General features: G+C 62.4%; 20 protein-coding genes. 7 read left to right on the top strand and 13 right to left on the bottom strand.

The features are described 5' to 3' along the window. Positions 1-10: 10 nt before the first annotated feature. The 4 genes from EOA22_RS04430 to EOA22_RS04415 are packed head-to-tail and all read left to right on the top strand — an operon-like array spanning position 11 to position 3,471. Positions 11-847 (top strand): ABC transporter permease, encoded by an 837-nt coding sequence (locus EOA22_RS04430; protein WP_127389858.1) that lies wholly within the window; start codon positions 11-13, stop codon positions 845-847. Position 848: 1 nt separating this feature from the next. After that, entirely contained in the window at positions 849-1,631 is a 783-nt protein-coding gene (locus EOA22_RS04425) for an ABC transporter permease (RefSeq protein ID WP_013531381.1), read from the top strand. After that, the gene (locus EOA22_RS04420) at positions 1,628-2,692 is read left to right on the top strand and encodes an ABC transporter ATP-binding protein (protein ID WP_063168084.1); all 1,065 of its coding nucleotides are present in this window, start codon (positions 1,628-1,630) and stop codon (positions 2,690-2,692) included. Before EOA22_RS04425 ends, EOA22_RS04420 begins: the two co-directional genes overlap by 4 nt. A 20-nt stretch (positions 2,693-2,712) precedes the next feature. Beyond that, a complete protein-coding gene (locus EOA22_RS04415) occupies positions 2,713-3,471 on the top strand; it encodes an MBL fold metallo-hydrolase (protein WP_063168085.1) in 759 nt (252 codons plus the stop codon). 107 nt (positions 3,472-3,578) lie between these two features. Here EOA22_RS04415 and EOA22_RS04410 read toward each other — a convergent pair whose 3' ends face one another. The 3 genes from EOA22_RS04410 to EOA22_RS04400 form a co-directional block, all read right to left on the bottom strand. After that, on the bottom strand, positions 3,579-4,280 hold the full coding sequence (locus tag EOA22_RS04410) for a TetR/AcrR family transcriptional regulator (RefSeq protein ID WP_063168086.1): 702 nt from the start codon (positions 4,278-4,280) through the stop codon (positions 3,579-3,581). A gap of 139 nt (positions 4,281-4,419) precedes the next feature. Beyond that, the gene (locus EOA22_RS04405; protein WP_063168087.1) at positions 4,420-5,847 is read right to left on the bottom strand and encodes an amidase; all 1,428 of its coding nucleotides are present in this window, start codon (positions 5,845-5,847) and stop codon (positions 4,420-4,422) included. An 85-nt stretch (positions 5,848-5,932) separates the two neighbouring features. Beyond that, entirely contained in the window at positions 5,933-6,967 is a 1,035-nt protein-coding gene (locus EOA22_RS04400) for an extracellular solute-binding protein (RefSeq protein WP_024503894.1), read from the bottom strand. Here EOA22_RS04400 and EOA22_RS04395 point away from each other — a divergent pair. Continuing rightward, positions 6,939-7,217 (top strand): hypothetical protein, encoded by a 279-nt coding sequence (locus EOA22_RS04395; protein ID WP_127224493.1) that lies wholly within the window; start codon positions 6,939-6,941, stop codon positions 7,215-7,217. The genes EOA22_RS04400 and EOA22_RS04395 overlap by 29 nt on opposite strands. Positions 7,218-7,332: 115 nt before the next feature. Here EOA22_RS04395 and EOA22_RS04390 read toward each other — a convergent pair whose 3' ends face one another. Next, a complete protein-coding gene (locus EOA22_RS04390) occupies positions 7,333-8,304 on the bottom strand; it encodes an NAD-dependent epimerase/dehydratase family protein (RefSeq protein ID WP_063168088.1) in 972 nt (323 codons plus the stop codon). Between the two features lie 274 nt (positions 8,305-8,578). Beyond that, complete coding sequence (locus EOA22_RS38025) at positions 8,579-8,743, bottom strand: hypothetical protein (RefSeq protein WP_164748845.1); 165 nt, start codon at positions 8,741-8,743, stop codon at positions 8,579-8,581. Positions 8,744-9,026: 283 nt separating this feature from the next. On the opposite strand from EOA22_RS38025, the gene EOA22_RS04385 reads away from it, so the two are divergent. Then, positions 9,027-9,800 (top strand): NAD kinase, encoded by a 774-nt coding sequence (locus EOA22_RS04385; protein WP_013531374.1) that lies wholly within the window; start codon positions 9,027-9,029, stop codon positions 9,798-9,800. 198 nt (positions 9,801-9,998) lie between these two features. After that, positions 9,999-11,594, top strand: coding sequence for a DEAD/DEAH box helicase (locus EOA22_RS04380; protein ID WP_164755241.1), 1,596 nt, complete (start codon positions 9,999-10,001; stop codon positions 11,592-11,594). 71 nt (positions 11,595-11,665) lie between these two features. On the opposite strand, the gene EOA22_RS04375 is transcribed toward EOA22_RS04380, so the two are convergent. The 8 genes from EOA22_RS04375 to EOA22_RS04340 form a co-directional block, all read right to left on the bottom strand. After that, a complete protein-coding gene (locus EOA22_RS04375) occupies positions 11,666-12,271 on the bottom strand; it encodes a hypothetical protein (RefSeq protein WP_013531372.1) in 606 nt (201 codons plus the stop codon). A 241-nt stretch (positions 12,272-12,512) separates the two neighbouring features. Continuing rightward, entirely contained in the window at positions 12,513-13,163 is a 651-nt protein-coding gene (locus EOA22_RS04370; protein ID WP_013531371.1) for an OmpA family protein, read from the bottom strand. A gap of 175 nt (positions 13,164-13,338) precedes the next feature. Then, positions 13,339-13,707, bottom strand: coding sequence for a GFA family protein (locus EOA22_RS04365; protein WP_024503891.1), 369 nt, complete (start codon positions 13,705-13,707; stop codon positions 13,339-13,341). Positions 13,708-13,875: 168 nt separating this feature from the next. Then, positions 13,876-14,253 carry a hypothetical protein gene (locus EOA22_RS04360; protein WP_013531369.1) on the bottom strand — a complete coding sequence of 126 codons (378 nt, stop codon included), beginning with the start codon at positions 14,251-14,253 and terminating at the stop codon, positions 13,876-13,878. A gap of 288 nt (positions 14,254-14,541) precedes the next feature. Beyond that, a complete protein-coding gene (locus EOA22_RS04355; protein ID WP_063168090.1) occupies positions 14,542-14,973 on the bottom strand; it encodes a GFA family protein in 432 nt (143 codons plus the stop codon). Between the two features lie 65 nt (positions 14,974-15,038). Beyond that, positions 15,039-16,170, bottom strand: a protein-coding gene (prfB, locus tag EOA22_RS04350) for a peptide chain release factor 2 (protein WP_013531367.1) whose coding sequence is annotated in 2 segments (ribosomal slippage) — positions 15,039-16,103 and positions 16,105-16,170 — 1,131 coding nt in all. Because the reading frame shifts where the segments join, the coding sequence is not laid out codon by codon here. 117 nt (positions 16,171-16,287) lie between these two features. Next, complete coding sequence (locus tag EOA22_RS04345) at positions 16,288-18,744, bottom strand: penicillin-binding protein 1A (RefSeq protein WP_013531366.1); 2,457 nt, start codon at positions 18,742-18,744, stop codon at positions 16,288-16,290. 213 nt (positions 18,745-18,957) lie between these two features. Then, on the bottom strand, positions 18,958-19,403 hold a 446-nt coding region (locus EOA22_RS04340; RefSeq protein ID WP_206521260.1), incomplete at its 5' end, for an N-acetylmuramoyl-L-alanine amidase.

Below are 19,403 nucleotides of genomic sequence, written 5' to 3'. Positions count from 1 at the left end.
GGGCCATCCCCTGCCCCGGGCGAGCTCTGCTCTGCCCTGGGCGCTGGTCACGCCGGCGCTCGGCTGGACGCTGCTGTTCTTCGTGCTGCCGTTCATTGCCATGGGGTTTTCCAGCCTGACGGCGCATGAGGGCGGCGGCTTCACGCTGTCCAACTACAGCCAATTCTTCACCAACCCCTCCTACTGGCAGGCGATGGTGAACTCGCTTGAGGTGACCGCGATCGTCACCGTGGTCTCGGTGCTGCTCGCCTATCCCTTCGCCTGGATCCTCGCCGAACAGGTGCCGGAGCGCTGGCAGCGGCTGGCGCTGATGCTGGCGGTGCTGCCGTTCTGGACCTCCTATGTCGTGCGCTCCTATTCCTGGCTGCTGGTGCTGGCGCAGAACGGCGTCATAAACCGGGCGCTGACCGGCTCCGGCCTCATCAGCGAGCCTGTGCATCTCGCCAACACGCGTTTCGCCACCATCACCGGCTTCGTGCACTTCTTCGTCATGTTGTTGACGCTGACGATCTTCGCCAATCTCAAGCAGCTCAGCCCGAGCTACCGCAAGGCGGCCGCCGATCTCGGCGCCGGGCCGGTGCGAACCTTCCTGCATGTCGTGCTGCCGCTGACCTTGCCCGGCATCATGGTCGGCGCCTTCCTCACCTTCGTGCTGTGCATCGGCGACTACATCACGCCGCAGATCCTGGGCGGCAACAACGAGCTGCTGATGCCGCAGCTGGTGATGATGCAGATCGGCCGGCGCGGCGACTTTCCGCTGGCCTCGGCGCTGTCGATCATCCTGATGGCGGTGGTCACCATCGCCTATCTCGCCTGCGCCCACTGGCTGAAGATCGAGCGGGCCTGAGATGCGCAGGATTGTCCGCATCGCCTCCTGGCTCTACGCGCTTGCCGTCTACGGCTTCATCTTCCTGCCCGTGATCGTGCTGGTACTGTTTTCGCTGCAGGCGACGTCGTTCCCGATCCCGCCCTTCACCGGCCCGTCGCTGCGCTGGTACGACGCGGTGCTCTCGGACCCACGGCTGACTTCGGCGTTGGTCAATTCGCTGCTGGTCGCGTCCATCTCGTCGCTCGCCGCCGTGACGCTCGGCTTCCTTTCCGCCTGGGGCTTTGCCCGCTTCGTCCTGCCCGGCTCCGGCCTGCTGCGCGGGCTGATCACCCTGCCGCTGACGGTCAGCTATCTCATCATCGGCATGGGGCTGCTGGTGCTGTTCAACTGGGCCGGCGTACCGAAATCGCTACTGGCTGCCGGCATCGGCCATGTCGTGATCAATCTGCCGCTGTGCTTTGCCATCATCTACAGCCAGATGGGCGACCATCAGATCAACATCGAGCGCGCCGCGCGCGACCTCGGCGCGCCGGAATGGAAGGTGCTGCTGTTGATCACCGTGCCGGTCATGGCGCCGGCCATCTTCGCCGGCTTCTTCCTGTCGATGACCTTCTCCTGGGACGAATTCGTGATCTCCTTCCTGCTCACCCGCTTCGACACCACGCTGCCGGTCGAGATCTGGAACCTGCTGCGTTCCGGCCTCAATCCCAAGACCAATGCCGTCGGCTCGCTGGTCTTCGCCGTCTCCATCGTGCTGGTGGTGTTTTTTGAACTGACATTGCTTCGGAGAAAGCCGGCATGAGCGCGCCCCTCGTCGACATCAGCAGTGTCTCGCATCGCTTCGGCCAGCACACCGTGCTGAAGGATGTCTCGCTGCAGATCGAGCCCGGCAGCTACACGATCCTGCTCGGGCCGTCCGGCTCCGGCAAGACGACGCTCTTGTCCATTCTGGGCGGCTTCGTCACCCCCAGCGAAGGCAAGGTGTTCATCCGTGGCGAGGATTGCACGTCGGTGCCGCCGGCCAAGCGCCCGACGACGACGGTGTTCCAGGACTATGCGCTGTTTCCGCATATGAGCGTCGGCAGCAATGTCGGCTTCGGCCTGCGCATGCAGGGCGTCGACGGCGCGACACGCGCCGCAAAGGCGCGCGAGGCGCTGGCGCTGGTCGGTCTCGCCTCTGCCTTCGACAAGAAGCCGCATCAGCTCTCCGGCGGCCAACGGCAGCGCGTGGCGCTGGCGCGGGCGCTGGTGATCGAGCCGGCGGTGCTGTTGCTCGACGAGCCGCTCGGCGCCCTCGACCTCAAACTTCGCCGGCAGATGCAGGATGAATTGAAGGCGATCCAGAAGCGCGTCGGCACCGCCTTTATCCATGTCACGCACGACCAGGAAGAGGCGATGGCGCTGGCCGACCATTGCGTGGTGATGAATGACGGGCGCATCGAGGACGAAGGTCCGCCAGAGCGCGTCTACGCACGGCCGGCGACGCGTTTTTCGGCGACCTTCATGGGCGAAAGCACGATCCTCGCCGGCACGGTCACGGAGGCGAAGGATAGGACAAGCACCGTCGCGACGCCGGTCGGGCCGGTCTCGCTGCCCGGCGCCTTGCCGGTCGGCTCTACCGTTGCGCTGGCCATACGGCCGGAGCATCTTGTCCTCGGCGAGGCGCGCGGCGGTGTCAGGCTTGGCACAGCCGAGGTGAGCGACGTGGTTTTCCAGGGCAGCTTCAAGCGCGTGCTCGCCGTTTCCGTCGAGGACCCTTCGCTCCACTTCATCGCCAAATTGCCCGCGACGGCGACCGTCCAGCCGGGCGACAGGGTCGCGATTTCCTGCGATACCGACCAGATCATCCTGCTGACGGACTGAACTTTCTGACGGATTGAAACATGGCAACGCTTGCGGTCATCGAGGCACCAGACTGGTACGAGACCATCCGCATGAGCGATGGCGTGACCTTGATCCACGAGCCTTGGATAAAACCGTTCTTCCGCTGCAACATGTGGCATGTGCGCGGCCGCGATCGTGACCTTCTGTTCGACACCGGGCTTGGCCATTTCAGCCTCAGGCGTCACGTGCCGTTGGTCAGCGAGCGCAAGCTGATTTGCGTCGCCAGCCACACGCATTTCGATCATATAGGCTGCCACCACGAATTTCCCGAACGGTGCGTGCACGCCGCCGAGGCCGGGATCCTCGCCGATCCGCGTAACGAGTGGACGGCAGCCGACACCTATGCGACCGACGAAATGTTCGATTGCCAGCCGCAAGGCTGGAACACGGCGCGCTACCGTATTCCGCCCGCACCGGCAGGCCGTTTGCTCAAGCATGGGGACGTCGTCGATCTCGGCGATCGTGCCTTCGAGGTGATCCACACGCCCGGCCATTCGCCCGGCGGCATCGCGCTCTATGAAAACAGGACGGGCATCCTGTTATCAGGCGATATCATCTATGACGGCCCGCTGATCGACGACGTCTACCACTCGGACATATCAGACTACATGGCGACACTGCTGCGCCTGCGCGACCTCGATGTCTCGGTCGTGCATGGCGGCCATTTCCCGAGTTTCGGCAAGGTGCGCTACCGCCAGCTTGTCGACGAGTATCTGGAACAGAAGCGGCAGGCCGGCTGCCATCTGCGGCAGCCATGAAAGCGGTCAGAGCGGTTCACCGTTTCACGGAAACGGCGAACCACTCCAACTCCTTGTTTGGCGCAATTCCGGACGGAAAACCGTTTCACACTTTTCCTGGAATTGCTCTAGCGCATCAGTTCGAAATGCCGCGGGAATGCCTGATGCAGCAGGAGCAGCATGGTCTTGCGCAGCACGTTGGTGTCACGGCTGGATGGATTGAGATGATCCCAATACCAGGCGCCGTGGACCAGATAATTCAGGCTCTCCGACAGCGTGTCGATGTCGACGTCGGTGTAACCGCCGCTGCGCGAAATCTCGATCAGCAACTCGCGCGCTTCGGCGGTGTAGGCAAGATCGCTCGGCAGGCCGATCTCATTGTAGATCTGCATGCTCTTGCGGTCGCTGGAGAACACGACAAAGACCGAAACCCATTTCGGGTGCTGGCGGGCGAAACGTTGCGCGCAATCGACCGCGCCCAGGGCCCGCTCAACCGGCGACAGGCCGGGCGCTCGCACCAGCGTCACCCACAGCTCGTCGTATCGATCGCTGAGATACTGCAGGACGGCGCGAAACAGGTTCTCCTTGCTGCGGAAATGGAAGACGACCAGGGCATTGGACGAGCCGACATGTTCGGCGATGCGCTGCATGGTGACGCTTGCCAGTCCCTCCTCCGCGATGAGCTCGATGGTGGCGTCGATGATCCGCTGCACGCTGGCTTCGCCGCGTTCGCGCCGACGGTCCTTGGGCGGCGCGGCATCGTTTGCCGCACGTCCATTCTTCGCCGTTGCGCCTTTGCGTTTTGCCGCCGCAGTGTTTTGTTGCGCCATCTTCGTCCAGCTCCTTTCGGACTTCTGCCGGCGATCGCCGGCGCCGCCACGGATCCGTCTATTCGAGGTGTCCGGCGTCGGCTCACCACAACCGAAACCGCAGATCAACCACGATCGCGGCAAGGGCCGCATCGCCCTGTTATAGCGACGGGCGCGTTTCGGCGTTTGTGTACCACTGCCCCTTGGCCATCTCATAGGCCATGGCCGCCCGGAAGACATCGGCATCGCAATAGGTGCGGCCGACGATCTGGATGCCTGTCGGCACGCCGCTTGCCGCCCGGCCCGACGGCACGGATAGAACCGGACAGCGGCTCATCATGTTGAACGGCGTCGTCATCACCCAGCCAAGCGACGGGTTCACCTGCTTGCCGTTGATCTCGACCGTGCCCGTTGTCTGATCGAACTCCGCCGGCACGGCGGGAAGCGCGTTGGTCGGGCAGATCAGCACATCGTAGGTCTCCAGCAGCGGCCCCAGCGTCTGGTACATCCTGGCCGCCACTTCCAGTGTTCCGACAAAGTCCGTCGCCTTCGACCTTTGCCCGTCCTCGGCGAACTGCCTGGCATAGCTCGTCATGTCCTTGCCGTGCTCCTTGAGCAGTTGCGACAGTGAGGCGCCGAACAGATGTTCGAGATAGGCCATGCCCGCCTTGAGCACGTCGTCGCCCCAGCCCAGATCGACTTCCTCGACCGTGGCGCCAAGCGAGCGAAACACATCGCAGGCGGCAAGCGTGTTCTTGCGCACGTCCGGATCGACCTCGAAAGAACCGAGGTCCATCGAGAAAGCAATCTTCCAGCCCTTGATCGGCTTGTAGTCGCTGGGCAGGCGCAGTTTGGGGCGGAGCGTGGCGATGTCGAGCGGGCTCGGTCCGGCCATCACGTTCTGCAGCAGGATCGCATCCCCGACGTTTCGCGCCAAAGGTCCGGTGTGGCAGTAGAAATCGAGGTTGAACGGCGGCTCGTCCGGATTGCGCCCGTAAGGCGGCTTGAAGCCGACAAGACCGCAGGCCGACGCGGGAATTCGGATCGACCCGGCAATGTCCGAGCCGGTGGCGATCGACGACGTGCCGGACGCCAGCGTCGCCGCGGCACCGCCGGACGAACCGCCGGGCGTGAAATCCGGGTTCCACGGATTGCGCGTCACGCCCCAGCGTTTCGACCAGGTGTAGCCGGCGCAGCTGAATTCAGGCGTCGCCGTGCGGGCATGGACAATGCCTCCGGCCTTGATGATGCGCTCGTTCATCGTCGACGTATGGCCACCGATGGCATCCCGGGACAGCAGCGAGCCGTGCGAGGTCGGCTTGTCCTTGATGTAGCTCTCGTCCTTGATGCCGATCGGCAGCCCCTCGAGCGCCCCGGTACGGGCCCCCCTGGCGTATTTCGCCTCGGCTTTCCTGGCCAGATCCATCGCCTCGTCGAAATGCGTGAAGGTGAGGCAGTTGATCGTCGGCTTGGTGGCTTCGGCGCGGCGGATGGTGGCCTGCATCAGTTCGACGGGCGAAAGCTTCTTTGCCTTGAACAGCCGCAGCGCCTCGCTGGCCGGCATGTAGCAAAGGTCGAGATCGGTCATGGGAAGTCTCCTGCGATCTGCGCATCGCGTTGCATGGACGGAGATGACCGCGCCGCGTGCTGCGGCGCGGGAAAGCCTGGTCAGGTCATTTCTGCAGATCGGTCCAGATCTTCGTGTAGAGCGCCTGCACGTCGGGCGGGCATGCCTGCATGAACTGGCCCTTGGCGGCGAAATCGGCGGGAATGTTGACTTCCGGCGCGGTCTTCATGTCGTCGGGCATGAAGGCTTCCGAGCCCTTGATGCCGTTCGAATAACGCGCAAAGGCTGAGATCAGCGCCGCATTCTGCGGATCCATGATGAAATTCTGGAACAGCTTGGCGTTGTCGACGTTTTTGGCGTCCTTGAGGACAGCGACATTGTCCATCCAGATCGGATAGCCTTCCTTGGGATAGCCATAGACGATCTTGTCGTTCTCAAGCCGCTCGCGCAGCGATATGCCGTTCCAGTTGACGCCCGCGGCGATGTCGCCCCTGCCCAGGCCGTCGACGGCCGCATAGTCGAGCGAAAGCCATTTCGCCTTGGCCTCCACCAGCTTGTCATGCACCTTCTTCAGCATCTGCATGTCGCTGCTGCAATATTTGCCACCCTCGTAAGCGATGGCGAGGAACATGATGTCACCCATTTCGGGTACGACATTGATCTTGCCGACGAGTTCGGGGGGTGGGTCGAGGAAGATCGCCGATGTGTTGGGGTCGCCGGCATAAACCGACTTGTTCACCGAAATGCCGGTCGTTCCCCACTGCCATGGAACGGTATATTTGCGGCCTGGATCGAATGGAACATCGACCCACCTGGGATCGACGTTCTTGAAGTTCTCCATCTTGTTGGGATCGGTCTCCAAGAGCAGACCTTCGCTGATCCAGACCGGCACGACGCTCGCCGAGGGCACGACGATGTCATAGCCGGAGGCGCCCTGCCGGACCTTGGCCAGGGCGGTATCGTTGGAATCATAGTCGGTGACGGTGACCTTGACCTTGTAGGTCTCCTCGAACTTCTTGATCAGCTCGGGACTGGTGTAGTTGCCCCAATTGTAGATGTTGAGTTCGCCGTCGGCATGGGCAACGCCCGTGACAGTCAGCAGCGACAGGCCGATGGCCGTCGCGGTCAGTTTCCAGTTCATGCTGTATGCTCCCATTGTTGGGACCGGCGGCGTTACGGCCTCAGGTCCGTTTCCTGCTGACGAAAAGATGGCCGCGACAATGCCGATCGACGGCACGAGAACGGCCGTCGGCATCGCATTTGCGGCATGCGGCGCACCGGCAACGGCAAGCCGCATCGCAGTCGAGATATTCCCCTCTTCACGGTGGCCATTCACCGGCTGGCGCCGGCTGTCCAACTCAATTCGCGACCTCAGGAGTAACTATGACTAAACATGCAGTCAATATCTTTATGCGGATACGGCCATGGCTCGCCGATCGATGCGCCCGATGCGGTGGTGACCAAGTGGGCAGCCAGGAAAGAGCTTTGGCCGCGACGTCGGGCGCGTCAGGCCGTTGGGGCCGCAACGGTTCCGGCCGCAATTCGCTGACGGAACCAATCGAAGGTGCGCCCGATGCCTTCCTGATAGCCCGTCCTGGCTTCCCAGCCAGGAAGGACATGCCTCGCCGACGTCAGGTCCGGACGCCGATTTGTCGGATCCTGGGGAGCCGGAGGGTGGTGCTCGATGCGGCTGCCGGGGACAAGCGACCTGACGAATTCCGCGATGCGCAGGACGGAAACCTCGTGATCGTTGCCGATGTTCAGAGGGCCGCGATGCGAGATGCCGTCGCGCCAGAAGTAACGTTCCAGCCCCTCGACGATGTCGTCGACATAACCCCAACTGCGCGATTGGGACCCGTCGCCATAGACCGTCAGCACCCCGGTTGTCAGAGCCTGGATGGCAAAGTTCGAAACGGCGCGTCCGTCGTCGATGCGGGTTCGCGGCCCATATGTGTTGAAAATCCTGACGACGCGAATGTCGAGCCCGACAACCCGCTGCTGTTCGAACAGCAATGCCTCGGTGCAGCGTTTGCTTTCATCATAAGAGGCCCTGGGACCGGTGCAGTCCACCGATCCCCTGTAACTCTCGGGTTGGGGTGAAACCAGGGGGTCGCCATAGACTTCCGAGGTCGAGGCGAAGCAGAAACGGCCGCCGGGCTTGAGCAGCGTCAGAAGATTGAGCGCGCCGCCGATGTTGGCCTTGATCGTGCGTACCGGCTCGCGCATGTACCAAAGCGGCGAAGCCGGCGACGCGAGATGGATGATCTCATCGAAGCGTTGAAGGGATGAAAAGCTTTCGGCATCGGCAATCTGCAGATCGAAACGCGGATCGGCGATATGTGCGACGTTGTCTCGCGTCCCGGTCCAAAGATTGTCGACGACGATCAGCTTTTCCAGATCGCTTCGCCGCAACAGACGGTCGACCAGATGTGAGCCGAGGAAGCCGCAGCCACCAGAAATCAACACGCTGCGCGACATGGAACCCCCTGCTCCAGACACCCGGCCAGTCAACGAGCCGCAGGGCTTGTTTCCCAACAACGGCGGATACGAGGCTACCCAAAAACCTTTCCGCCAATCGGTGCACCCATCTACACCGCCAAGCGCCGCGAGTGCAAACAGCAAGCTTTCACGAGTGGAACGTGCGGCAGCCGACCGGCCTCTGCTTTTAAGGAGAGAAACTGCCGCGCGATGTCGCGCACCGAAGCGGCCGCCAATGCCGCCGGTCGTCCGAAAGGATGATCAGGTTACAGCGCTACAGCGCCCTTTGCGGGCATGGCGCTCCGGCTGCGTCACCACAGCGCGACGCCGTGGGCTGCGGTCGGAAGCTCGTCTCTTCGGACTGGCGCACCAGTTCGGCAAAGAGCAGCGCGAAGCTTCCCAGCATCAGAAAGACAATGATCAGGCGTGTTACCGGCAATATGTCGGCCTCGACTGGCTAGCCCCCACGCCACCCATCCACTGCCGGCTAACATGACCGATCCGGCTTTACGAGACTTTAAGGCCGGTCTTAACCATCACATTCGCGTAGCCTTTGTCATGATACGCGAACGCATGTCCGCATCCGCCGTCCCGCGGTCGCCTCGCCATCCCGGAATGGCATTGCCATCCGGGATGGCGGCTCCGTTTGCAGACCTACCCCGCCCATGCTACCCCGAAATTGGCGCGGCCCTGCCGCTGCCACCGGTCGTCATCGGGGAGCCATGAGCAAAGCCGCCAGCCACATCGCCTTCGTCTCGTCCGACACCGCTGACGCCAAGACGGCGCTGGAAAGCCTGTCGGCGCGCTATGGCCAGTCTTCCGTCGAGGAGGCCGAGATCGTCGTTGCCCTTGGGGGTGACGGCTTCCTGCTGCAGACCCTGCGCGACACGATGGGGACCGGCAAGAAGGTCTACGGCATGAACCGTGGCACCATCGGCTTCCTGATGAACGAGTATCGTTCCGGTGGCCTGACCGAGCGTCTCGAAGCCGCCGTCGCCGAAACCATCCGCCCGCTGGAGATGCTGGCCGTGACCTCGGAAGGCGAAACGATTTCGGCACTGGCTATCAACGAGGTGGCGCTGTGGCGTCAATCGTACCAGACGGCCAAGATCCGCATCACCGTCGACGAACAGGTCCGGCTTGAGGAACTGAACTGCGACGGCGTCATGATCGCAACCCCGGCCGGGTCCACCGCCTACAATCTTTCGGCGCACGGGCCGATCCTGCCGCTCGACGCGCCGCTGCTGGCGCTGACCCCGGTCAGCCCGTTTCGCCCGCGCCGCTGGCGCGGCGCGCTGCTCTCCAACAAAGCGACGGTGCGCTTCGACATCCGCGAGCCGGAAAAGCGGCCGGTGAACGCCGCCGCCGACCATACCGAGGTCAAGGCGGTGACCTCGGTGACGGTGCGAGAATCACCCACGGCGACAGCAACGTTGCTGTTCGATCCCAATCATTCCTGGAACGAGCGTATTCTCGCCGAACAGTTCCGCTATTGAGCCGGCTCTGCGACCGACAGGTCGATTAAGCATCCCGATTAAGGTTACAACTTCACAATCGTGCCATTGCTGCCCGTTTCTGTTGACAAATCGAGGGCTTGCTCCTAATTGCAATACCGATCTTGCAGGCGCGTGGCGCTTGCCGCGACGCCATTAGACGCCGTTGCGCTTCCCCGAACCAGCCAAAGACAACAACACTTGTCCTCAGACACCACGACCGCTCAAGAAGCGTTGACCTTCGCAGACCTCGGCCTGTCGCCGAAGGTCCTTTCCGCAGTCACCGACGCCGGCTACACCCAGCCGACGCCGATCCAGGCTGGTGCGATCCCGCACGCCTTGCTCGGCAAGGATATTTTGGGCATCGCCCAGACCGGCACTGGCAAGACGGCTTCCTTCGTGCTGCCGATGCTGACCCGCCTCGAAAACGGCCGGGCCCGCGCCCGTATGCCGCGCACGCTGATCCTGGAGCCGACGCGCGAACTCGCCGCGCAGGTCGAAGAGAATTTCATCCGATATGGCAAGAACCACAAGCTCAACATCGCGCTCCTGATCGGCGGTGTCTCATTCGACGAACAGAACAAGAAGCTGGAGCGCGGCGTCGACGTGCTGATCGCGACGCCCGGCCGCCTGCTCGATCACCGCGAGCGCGGCAAGCTGTTGCTCAATGGCGTCGAGATCCTCGTCATCGACGAAGCCGACCGCATGCTCGACATGGGCTTCATTCCCGACATCGAGCGCATCTGCGAGATGATCCCGTTCACCAGGCAGACGCTGTTCTTCTCGGCGACGATGCCGCCGGAAATCACCAAGCTGACCGAGAAATTCCTGCATGCGCCGGTGCGCGTCGAGGTCTCGAAGGCCGCGTCCGCCGCCACCAACATCACCCAGCGGCTGGTCAAATCAGGCTCCAAGCCGTGGGACAAGCGCGAGACGCTGCGCAACCTGATCAAGGCCGAAGATGCCGAACTGAAGAACGCCATCATCTTCTGCAACCGCAAGGTCGAAGTGTCGGAACTGTTCCGCTCGCTGCTGAAGTATGATTTCGACGCCGGTGCGCTGCATGGCGACATGGACCAGCGCGCGCGCATGCAGATGCTGGCCAATTTCCGCGACGGCAAGCTGCGCTACCTCGTCGCTTCCGACGTCGCCGCGCGCGGCTTGGACATCCCCGACGTCAGCCATGTCTTCAACTATGACGTGCCGATCCATGCCGAGGATTATGTCCACCGTATCGGCCGTACCGGCCGCGCCGGACGCTCCGGAAAATCCTTCACCATCGCGACCAAGTCGGACACCAAATACATCGACGCCATCGAGCGGCTGATCGGCAACAAGATCGAATGGCATGACGGCGACTTGTCGACGGTGGTTGCCAGCGAAGGCGGCGAGGACGATGCTCCGCGCCGTGGCAAGGGCGCACCGCGCCGCGCCGGTCGCAAGGACGACGACCGCAGCAGGGAAAAGGGCGGCGAGCGCAAACCGCGCGAACGCCACGCCAAGCGCAGCGAAGACACGGCACCGGAAACAGTCCGCGAGGACCAGCCGGCGGCCGAGGTCGCAGCGGCAGCCGCCGACGTCGGCGAACGGCGCTCGCGCAAGGAAGCGATCCGTTCGGAAAACACCGAGCGCAAATCGTCCGATCGCAACGAACAGCGCGCACAGGAACGCGGCGATACCCGGCCGCAGCGAGACAACAGCCGCCCTGCCCGCCAACGTCACCAGGAAGACAACGATTCCACCGTTGGCTTCGGCGATGACATGCCGGCCTTCATGCGGATCGTCGCCAAGGTCTGATCCCGACCGCTTCGAAGGCAAGCCAGCCATCCGGCTTGCCTTCTCGGTAGAGCTCCAGCCTGGTTCGCCCGTTACATCGGCCCAGGCATCATCTTGGTCGGTTTTTCCAGCATCGGAAACTCGGCCTTCGAGCATTTCACGTTCGGGTTCGTCGGACTGAACATGCCGTTCGGATTGTCCCCGAGCCAGGCATGAAGGTCGTAATGGACGAACTCCTTCGGGATGAGAGGGTAGTGCCCCTCCATCGGCCCCATGAAGGTTTGGCCAAACAGCTTCGGAGGCTCCTTTATGTCCGGCGTCAGAGGCACCAGCCATTCCGCGCCCACCAGCCGCAAACCCTTCTTGGTCGGTTCATAGATCAGCACGTTGGGGTGCATCGGGTCGAGCTTCTGGCCGACACTCGGGACATTGACGAAGTGAATACCCATGGCGCCCTTCGGGTAATCCATCGCGCCCGCTATCTTTTCTCCGCTGTAGTAGACGCAGCCGACCGTCGACAGATAGAGATCGCGGACGGCAGCGGTGTAATCCTCATATTTGGCGAGCGACTTTTTCAAGGCTTCGATGTCGGCCTTGTTGGCGTCCTCGGCCCGAGCCGAAGCAACGTTCAGCCACGCGCCTACCAAACCTGTTAAAACGAGGACGCCACAGCGCCCAAGGCTGGCTGTTCTTGTCATGCATTCCTCCCAGATTTCTGATCTGGCCGTGCAAGACCGAGGCGGAAAAATGCTGATTGCGCGGCCGGTTACACCGCCTCATCCCCGCTGGACTGCCATGATGCTATTCCTTTCCATGGCCGCCGGAAAGCTATATTTTAGCAATAACTAAATCTATACCGTACCCATCCAGAGCGCCGATGTCAGCTCAAACAAAAACGGCCCCGCATGAGGGCCGTTTCGCATCCGCTTGCCGGACGGATCAGGTGAGCGGCGACAGCTGGATCTCGACGCGGCGGTTCTGGGCCCGACCTTCGGCTGTGGCATTGGATGCGACCGGACGTGTCTTGCCGAAGCCTGTGACGGCGAAGCGCCGCTGATCCACGCCCTGACCGGACAGATAGTTCGCCACCGCCAAAGCACGACGCTGCGACAAATCGAAATTGTGCTGGTCGCCACCGGTCGAATCGGTGTGGCCGAACACGTCGACCGTGGTCTGCTTGAACTTCTTCAGCACCAGCGCGACGGAGTTCAGGACCTGGTAGAAGCCGGGCTTCACCGCATCCTGATCCGAGTTGAAGGTGATGTCGGACGGCATGTTGAGGATGATCTGGTCGCCGCTGCGGGTGACGCTGACACCGGTGCCCTCGAGCTGCCGGCGCAGTTCGGCCTCGTTCTGGTCCATCGTGGCGCCGATGGCGCCGCCGGCCAGCGCGCCGATGCCGGCGCCGATCAGTGCGTTGCGGCGGTCGTTGCCACCGGCAAGCAGGCCAAGGCTGGCACCCGCCAGGGCGCCAAGGCCGGCGCCGGCCGCCGTGTTGGAAATCTTCTGGTCGCCTGTATACGGATCGGTGGTGGTGCAGGCGCTCACGAGCACAGCCGTCGCCACGACGACGAGCACAGTCTTTTTCATAGGATGGTCCCTCTCCAAGTCACGCCTTGCGGTGGCGCCAAATCAGCCCTTCCCGCGACTTGTACCATGAATTGCGGCGAAAAGCGGAACGGCAAAAGCGCCGTTCACGGCTTTTCCCGAGTGACCAATACCCGGTGGTGGCGCCGCATCGCCGTGCCGGAATGGTTTGGATAAGCTACCAGAGGTTCTTGCCGTCTATGACAACCACTTCGACCTTGTCGAGATCGAAATCATCGAACAGCCGCGAGTTGACGCTGATCTTGGGATTGTCGAAATCCGGCTCGCCTGTCGACCAGTCCGGCGTTTCGGTAAAGGTGCCGCAGCCGCAGGTGGCGCAAAAACCGTGCTTTACGGTCTTCGACCCCCAACGATAGAAAGAGACGTTCTCCATCGGGCTGGTGAGCTTGAATTGCGAAGGCACGTAATAGGCCCAGAGCGAGCCGCGTTTCGAGCAGAAAGAACAGGTGCATTGCGTCACCGTCTGCGGTGCTTGCGAAACCTCGAACGTCGTCGCCTTGCAATGACAGCTTGCCTTGATGGTCATCAACGAACTCCTCCTGTCGCCGCCACCCTGTGCGGCAAAGGCAGCATAAAGAGGTGCTCCTGACAACTGTCTGTCAGCAAGCATCACCGGCGCTACCGCGACAGGCGCGTCTCAGCAAGCCCGTCCCGTCACACGCGATCAGGCGGACGTAGGAATGCGCTCCTATCGTCAATACGAGCGCGGCGGCACGAACAGGCAGATTGTCCTGCCGGCGTCGAGGCCCCCCTGGTGCGCGCACCAATGGAACTCGCCGTCCGGGCTGTCCTTGACACGCTTGTCGGTCATTGGAACGACCTCACCCGTTCCGGCGATGACATAGCCCTCGGGTTTCTCCAGCACTTCGCCTGTATGGGTCGTGCGACAATCATAGTTGGCGCAGCATGCGAACGGATAACTCCAGCCTTGTGGCTTTGCCGCCGTGGGCGTGGCGTCATGCGCGAAGGCAGGTGCCGTCAGCATTGCCATCGCGCCGATCGCGAACAGGGAAAACAAAAGTCGGCCAGCCGGTTGAACGGCATTGGCCGATCTGAGTGTGGCAGCAGACATGGAAACGTTCCTTTCAAACGAGCATCAAGCGTTTCGCTTGCCCGTTCCCGGAACGTATCTTCCCAGTGGCCGGATCGTCGGGTCGCAGATATGCCGCGTCCGGCCATAAATGCTTTTTCTCTCCCAGCCCTTGGATGCTGGGCTGATTCCTTGGTCGGCGCAAGAACATGCATTCCCGACATCGTTCTACAGACGTCAGGCATCCGCTACCGCCGACGAGATGAGGCCAAGGTCAATTCCCGGCAAACGGGCGTCGAATAAACGGGATTGGCCCGCTGTGGTTCCAGCCTATTGCTGGTCGGAGCCGGCAATCACGTGCTCTTGATACTGCGGCAGGTCATCGGTGATGGTGAACCAGCCCGCCTTCGAACCGACGAAGATGTGCTCGGTTGGACGAATGGATGGGTCGTCGACGAGCGTTCCCATGGCGACATGGACATAGGCGCCGTCGCGCACGAGCGAATAAAGCAAGGAGCCGCACTGGCAGCAATGCGCGTTGTGGCCGCTTTGGTCGCCGAAGATCAGGAGTTTGTCCTCGCCTTCGGTGAGGACAAACTTTTCACGCTCGATACCGGCGAAAGGCTTGAATGCCGAACCGGTGGTGCGCCGGCAGTCCGAACAATGGCAATTCGCGGCATAGAGGAATTCGTCGGCCACCTCGTAGTGAACCGCGCCGCAAAAGCATTTTCCGGTGAGCTTGCTCGGCACTCTCTCCTCCATTGCTGTGGTGCGCAGGGGTATGTTCAGATGAGGCCAGGCCGGCCTCACCTGAATATGGGCATATCCTAGTCCAGGTCCGCCACGGCTTCGCCGGCACCGCCTTCGATGCGCTGCGACAACGAGGCTTCCATGAAATCGTCGAGGTCGCCATCGAGCACGCTCGACGGGCTGGTGCTCTCGACGCCGGTGCGGAGATCCTTCACCAACTGATAGGGCTGCAGCACATAGGAGCGGATCTGGTGGCCCCAGCCGATATCGCTCTTCGATGCTTCGGTGGCGTTTGCAACCGCCTCGCGCTTCTTCAGCTCTTCCTCGTAAAGGCGCGAGCGCAGCATCTCCCAGGCCTTGGCCTTGTTCTTGTGCTGCGAACGTTCGGCCTGGCAGGCGACCGCGATGCCAGTGGCCAGATGCGTGATGCGCACCGCCGAATCGGTGGTGTTGACGTGCTGGCCGCCCGAGCCGGACGAGCGATAAGTATCGATGCGGACGTCGGATTCGGAGACGTCGATCTCGATCGTGTCGTCGATGACCGGATAGACCCAGACGCTGGCGAAGGACGTATGCCGGCGCGCATTGCTGTCATAGGGCGAAATACGCACCAGGCGATGAACGCCCGATTCCGTCTTCATCCAGCCATAGGCGTTGTGGCCTTTGATCATCAACGTGGCGGACTTGATGCCGGCCTCTTCGCCGTCATGCATTTCCAGCACTTCGACTTTGAAACGGCGCCGCTCGGCCCAGCGCGTGTACATGCGCAGCAGCATCGAGGCCCAGTCCTGGCTTTCGGTGCCGCCGGCACCGGCATGGATTTCGAGATAGGTGTCGTTGGAGTCTGCTTCACCCGACAGCAGCGTCTCGACCTGGCGGGCCTTCGCTTCGCCTTGCATCGAGCGGATCGCGGCTTCCGCCTCGGCGATCACGCCCTCATCGCGCTCTTCCTCGCCGAGTTCGATCAGGCCGATATTGTCTTCCAGCGCCTGCGTCAGACCTTTCACCGAGGCGATGCCTTCTTCGAGGCTCTGGCGTTCGCGCATCAGCTTCTGCGCTTCCAGCGGCTCGTTCCAGAGGCTGGCGTCCTCGGCGCGCACATTGAGGTATTCAAGCCGCTTTATGGCTTGATCCCAGTCAAAGATGCCTCCTCAGCAGGGTTATCGCCTGCCTGATCTCGTCGACAATATTCTGCGTTTCCGCGCGCATGGCTGGCTGTTCTGTCCTGTTTGCTGAAATCGGTCGGCGCGATACATAGGCACGCCGCCGCCGGCTGTAAAGCAAAATGGGCCGGCCCAAGGCCAGCCCATCCGCCCCTGAAAATCGTCAGTAGAGGCCGCCGCCGCCGGACTGGATAGCCTGATTGGCTTGCGGCGACAGCGCGCCACCGGTGGCATTTGAGCCGTCGGCGCCCATGCCGATCACCCAATAGCTGTCGGCGGGACCGGTGCCCGGCTTGAAGGCTTCGATGATGGTGCCGGGATCGCCCGATGCGGCACGCATGCCGGTCTTGCGATTGATGGCGACCAGGTTCATGCCTTCCGGCACCTTGAAGTCGACATTGGGCGTGCCGTCCAGCGCCACTCGCATGAAGTCCTTGAAGATCGGGGCTGCGAGACCGCCACCGGTGGCGCCATGGCCGAGGCCGCGCGGCGTGTCATAGCCCATGTAGAGGCCGACGACGAGGTTGGGCGTGTAACCGATGAACCAGGCGTCCTTTTCATCGTTGGTCGTTCCGGTCTTGCCGGCGATGTGACGGCCGAGTTCGCCGATGGTGGCGCCGGTGCCGCGCTGCACGACGCCTTCCATCATCGAGGTGATCTGGTAGGCGGTCATCGGGTCGAGCACCTGCTCGGAATTGTCGACCAGCTCCGGCTCCGGCTGGTTCTGCCATTCCTGCGCATTGCAACCCTGGCAGCCACGTTCGTCCTGCTTGAACACCGTCTTGCCGTAGCGGTCCTGGATGCGGTCGATGAGCGACGGTTTGATCGACTTGCCGCCATTGGCCATGATCGAATAGGCCGACACCATGCGCATCACGGTGGTTTCGCCGGAACCCAGCGCCATTGGCAGATAGGGTGCCAGATGGTCGTAGACACCGAAGCGCTCGGCATATTCGACCACCAGCTTCATCCCCATGTCATTGGCAAGCCGCACCGTCATCAGGTTGCGCGACTTCTCGATGCCGGAGCGCAGGGTCGCCGGACCGGCGACGGTGCCGTCATAGTTCTTCGGCGTCCAGCTCGTGTTGCCGCTCTGGATCGTGATCGGCCCGTCCATGATGACCGAGGCCGGCGTATAGCCATTGTCGAGCGCTGCCGAATAGACGATCGGCTTGAACGAGGAGCCCGGCTGGCGCATGGCTTGCGTGGCGCGGTTGAATTCGGACTGCGCATAGGAGAAGCCGCCGACCATGGCCAGCACGCGGCCGGTGTGCGGGTCCATGGCGATCAGGCCGCCTTCCACTTCGGGCACCTGGCGCAGGCTGTAGGTGCCCTCGGCACCATCGTTTTTCTGCACGAAGATGACGTCGCCCGGCTTCAGCACCTCCGCCGGCGACTTGGCCTTGACGGTCTTGCCGGCGACCACATGGCGCATGGCAAAACCCATGTCCTCCTTGCTGATAGTGCCTTCGACGCGCTCCTTGACGATCTCGCCCGACGCCTGCCGTGCGGGCTGCAGGCCGATCGACAGGCCGGTCGCCGAACTGTCGAGCACGACGGCGAGCGACCATTCGGGAACATCCTCCAGTCCCTTGACGGCGCCAAGCGGCACGCCCCAGTCGCCCGAGACATCGATCGATGTCACCGGCCCGCGATAGCCGCGCAGCGTGTCGTATTTCATCAACCCGTTCTGCATCGATTTGCGGGCAATGAGCTGGATCTTCGGATCGAGCGTGGTGCGGACGGAGAGGCCGCCTTCGTAGAGCGCATTCTCGCCGTAGCGGGCGATGATCTGGCGGCGCACCTCTTCGGTGAAGTACTCGCCGGCGAACAGATAGGTGCCGCTGCGCCGCGGCGTCACGCCCAGCGGCTCGGCCTTGGCCTTGTTGCCTTCCTCACGCGTGACATAGCCGTTCTCGACCATCTGATCGATGACCCAGTTGCGGCGCTCGATCGCGCGATCGGCATGCTTGAAAGGGTGATAGTTGTTCGGCCCCTTGGGCAGGGAGGCCAGGTAGGCGGCCTCGGCCACGGACAGTTCGTTGACCGATTTGTCGAAATAGGTCAGCGCCGCGCCGGCGACGCCATAGGCGCCGAAGCCGAAGAAGATTTCGTTGAGGTAGAGCTCGAGAATGCGATCCTTGGGATAGGCCTGCTCGATGCGGAAGGCGAGGATCATCTCCTTGATCTTGCGCTCGTAGGTCTGGTCCGAGGACAACAGGAAGTTCTTCGCCACCTGCTGGGTGATCGTCGAGGCGCCGACCTGGCGCCGGCCCGAGCCGAAATTCTGCAGGTTGACGATGATGGCGCGGCCGAGGCCGGTCACATCGATGCCCGGGTGATTGTAAAAATTCTTGTCTTCCGCCGACAGGAAGGCCGCCTTGACGCGGTCCGGAATGGCCTGGATCGGCAGATACAGGCGCCGTTCGCGCGCATATTCGGCCATCAGCGCGCCGTCGGACGCATGGATGCGGGTGGTCACCGGCGGCTCGTATTTGGCCAGTACCTCGTAGTCGGGCAGATCCTTCGACAAATGGCCGATGTAGATCGCAACGCCCGCCGCGACCAGAAGGGCCAGCGTCGTGCCGATGCCGAAAAAATAGCCAATGAGACGAATCATACCCGCTCCAGTCCTTGGTTCGGGAATTTCCTAAACGAAGCCGCCTTTCACGCAAGCTTTCGAGCCGGTCCCAATCCGTAATCGAAAACCCTTGTCGCCGCCATGTGGACAAAATACGGCAATGCCTGATTTCACGGCTGCTGGCCGGAAATAAAAGCACTGGGTGTTGTCGTCGCGCAACGCCGCCTCTGGTTGCAGGCGTCGCCGGTCATGTCAACCTCCGGTTCCCGATCCGGCCTTGGCCGACGCGAACAGCGCGACGGCGTTGGTTATGCTCTGGGCCGCCTTGCCGCGCCAGTCGGCGTTGAGCAACTGCGCCTCGTCCTTGGCGTTCGAGAGATAACCGAGTTCGACCAGCACCGACGGCACATCGGGTGCCTTGAGCACCTTGAAACCCGCGGAGCGCTGCGGATTGTTGATAAGACCGACGCTGGTCGACAACTGGCCAACCAGCGTGTGGGCGAAACTCATCGAGAAGTTGTGTGTTTCGCGGCGGATCAGGTCGATCAGGATGTCGGTGACTTCCTTGTTGTCGTTCTTGATTTCCATGCCGGCGAACTGGTCGGAGAGGTTCTCACGGTCGGCAAGCGCCTGCGCCTCGGGGTCCGAAGCCTTGTCGGAGACGGTATAGACGGTGGCGCCGCGAATGCCCTTGACGC

This window comes from Mesorhizobium sp. M7A.F.Ca.US.014.04.1.1 (assembly GCF_003998745.1).
Taxonomy (GTDB): Bacteria; Pseudomonadota; Alphaproteobacteria; order Rhizobiales; family Rhizobiaceae; genus Mesorhizobium; species Mesorhizobium ciceri.
This window is presented reverse-complemented; position numbering and strand designations above follow the sequence as displayed.

Bases quoted from the DNA above. Each gene is read 5' to 3' on its own strand.
- EOA22_RS04425 (WP_013531381.1), top strand. From the start codon at position 849: ATGCGCAGGATTGTCCGCATCGCCTCCTGGCTCTACGCGCTTGCCGTC.
- EOA22_RS04420 (WP_063168084.1), top strand. From the start codon at position 1,628: ATGAGCGCGCCCCTCGTCGACATCAGCAGTGTCTCGCATCGCTTCGGC.
- EOA22_RS04415 (WP_063168085.1), top strand. From the start codon at position 2,713: ATGGCAACGCTTGCGGTCATCGAGGCACCAGACTGGTACGAGACCATC.
- EOA22_RS04410 (WP_063168086.1), bottom strand. From the start codon at position 4,280: ATGGCGCAACAAAACACTGCGGCGGCAAAACGCAAAGGCGCAACGGCG.
- EOA22_RS04405 (WP_063168087.1), bottom strand. From the start codon at position 5,847: ATGACCGATCTCGACCTTTGCTACATGCCGGCCAGCGAGGCGCTGCGG.
- EOA22_RS04395 (WP_127224493.1), top strand. From the start codon at position 6,939: ATGGCCGTCGCGGTCAGTTTCCAGTTCATGCTGTATGCTCCCATTGTT.
- EOA22_RS04400 (WP_024503894.1), bottom strand. From the start codon at position 6,967: ATGAACTGGAAACTGACCGCGACGGCCATCGGCCTGTCGCTGCTGACT.
- EOA22_RS04390 (WP_063168088.1), bottom strand. From the start codon at position 8,304: ATGTCGCGCAGCGTGTTGATTTCTGGTGGCTGCGGCTTCCTCGGCTCA.
- EOA22_RS04385 (WP_013531374.1), top strand. From the start codon at position 9,027: ATGAGCAAAGCCGCCAGCCACATCGCCTTCGTCTCGTCCGACACCGCT.
- EOA22_RS04375 (WP_013531372.1), bottom strand. From the start codon at position 12,271: ATGACAAGAACAGCCAGCCTTGGGCGCTGTGGCGTCCTCGTTTTAACA.
- EOA22_RS04370 (WP_013531371.1), bottom strand. From the start codon at position 13,163: ATGAAAAAGACTGTGCTCGTCGTCGTGGCGACGGCTGTGCTCGTGAGC.
- EOA22_RS04365 (WP_024503891.1), bottom strand. From the start codon at position 13,707: ATGACCATCAAGGCAAGCTGTCATTGCAAGGCGACGACGTTCGAGGTT.
- EOA22_RS04360 (WP_013531369.1), bottom strand. From the start codon at position 14,253: ATGTCTGCTGCCACACTCAGATCGGCCAATGCCGTTCAACCGGCTGGC.
- EOA22_RS04355 (WP_063168090.1), bottom strand. From the start codon at position 14,973: ATGGAGGAGAGAGTGCCGAGCAAGCTCACCGGAAAATGCTTTTGCGGC.
- EOA22_RS04345 (WP_013531366.1), bottom strand. From the start codon at position 18,744: ATGATTCGTCTCATTGGCTATTTTTTCGGCATCGGCACGACGCTGGCC.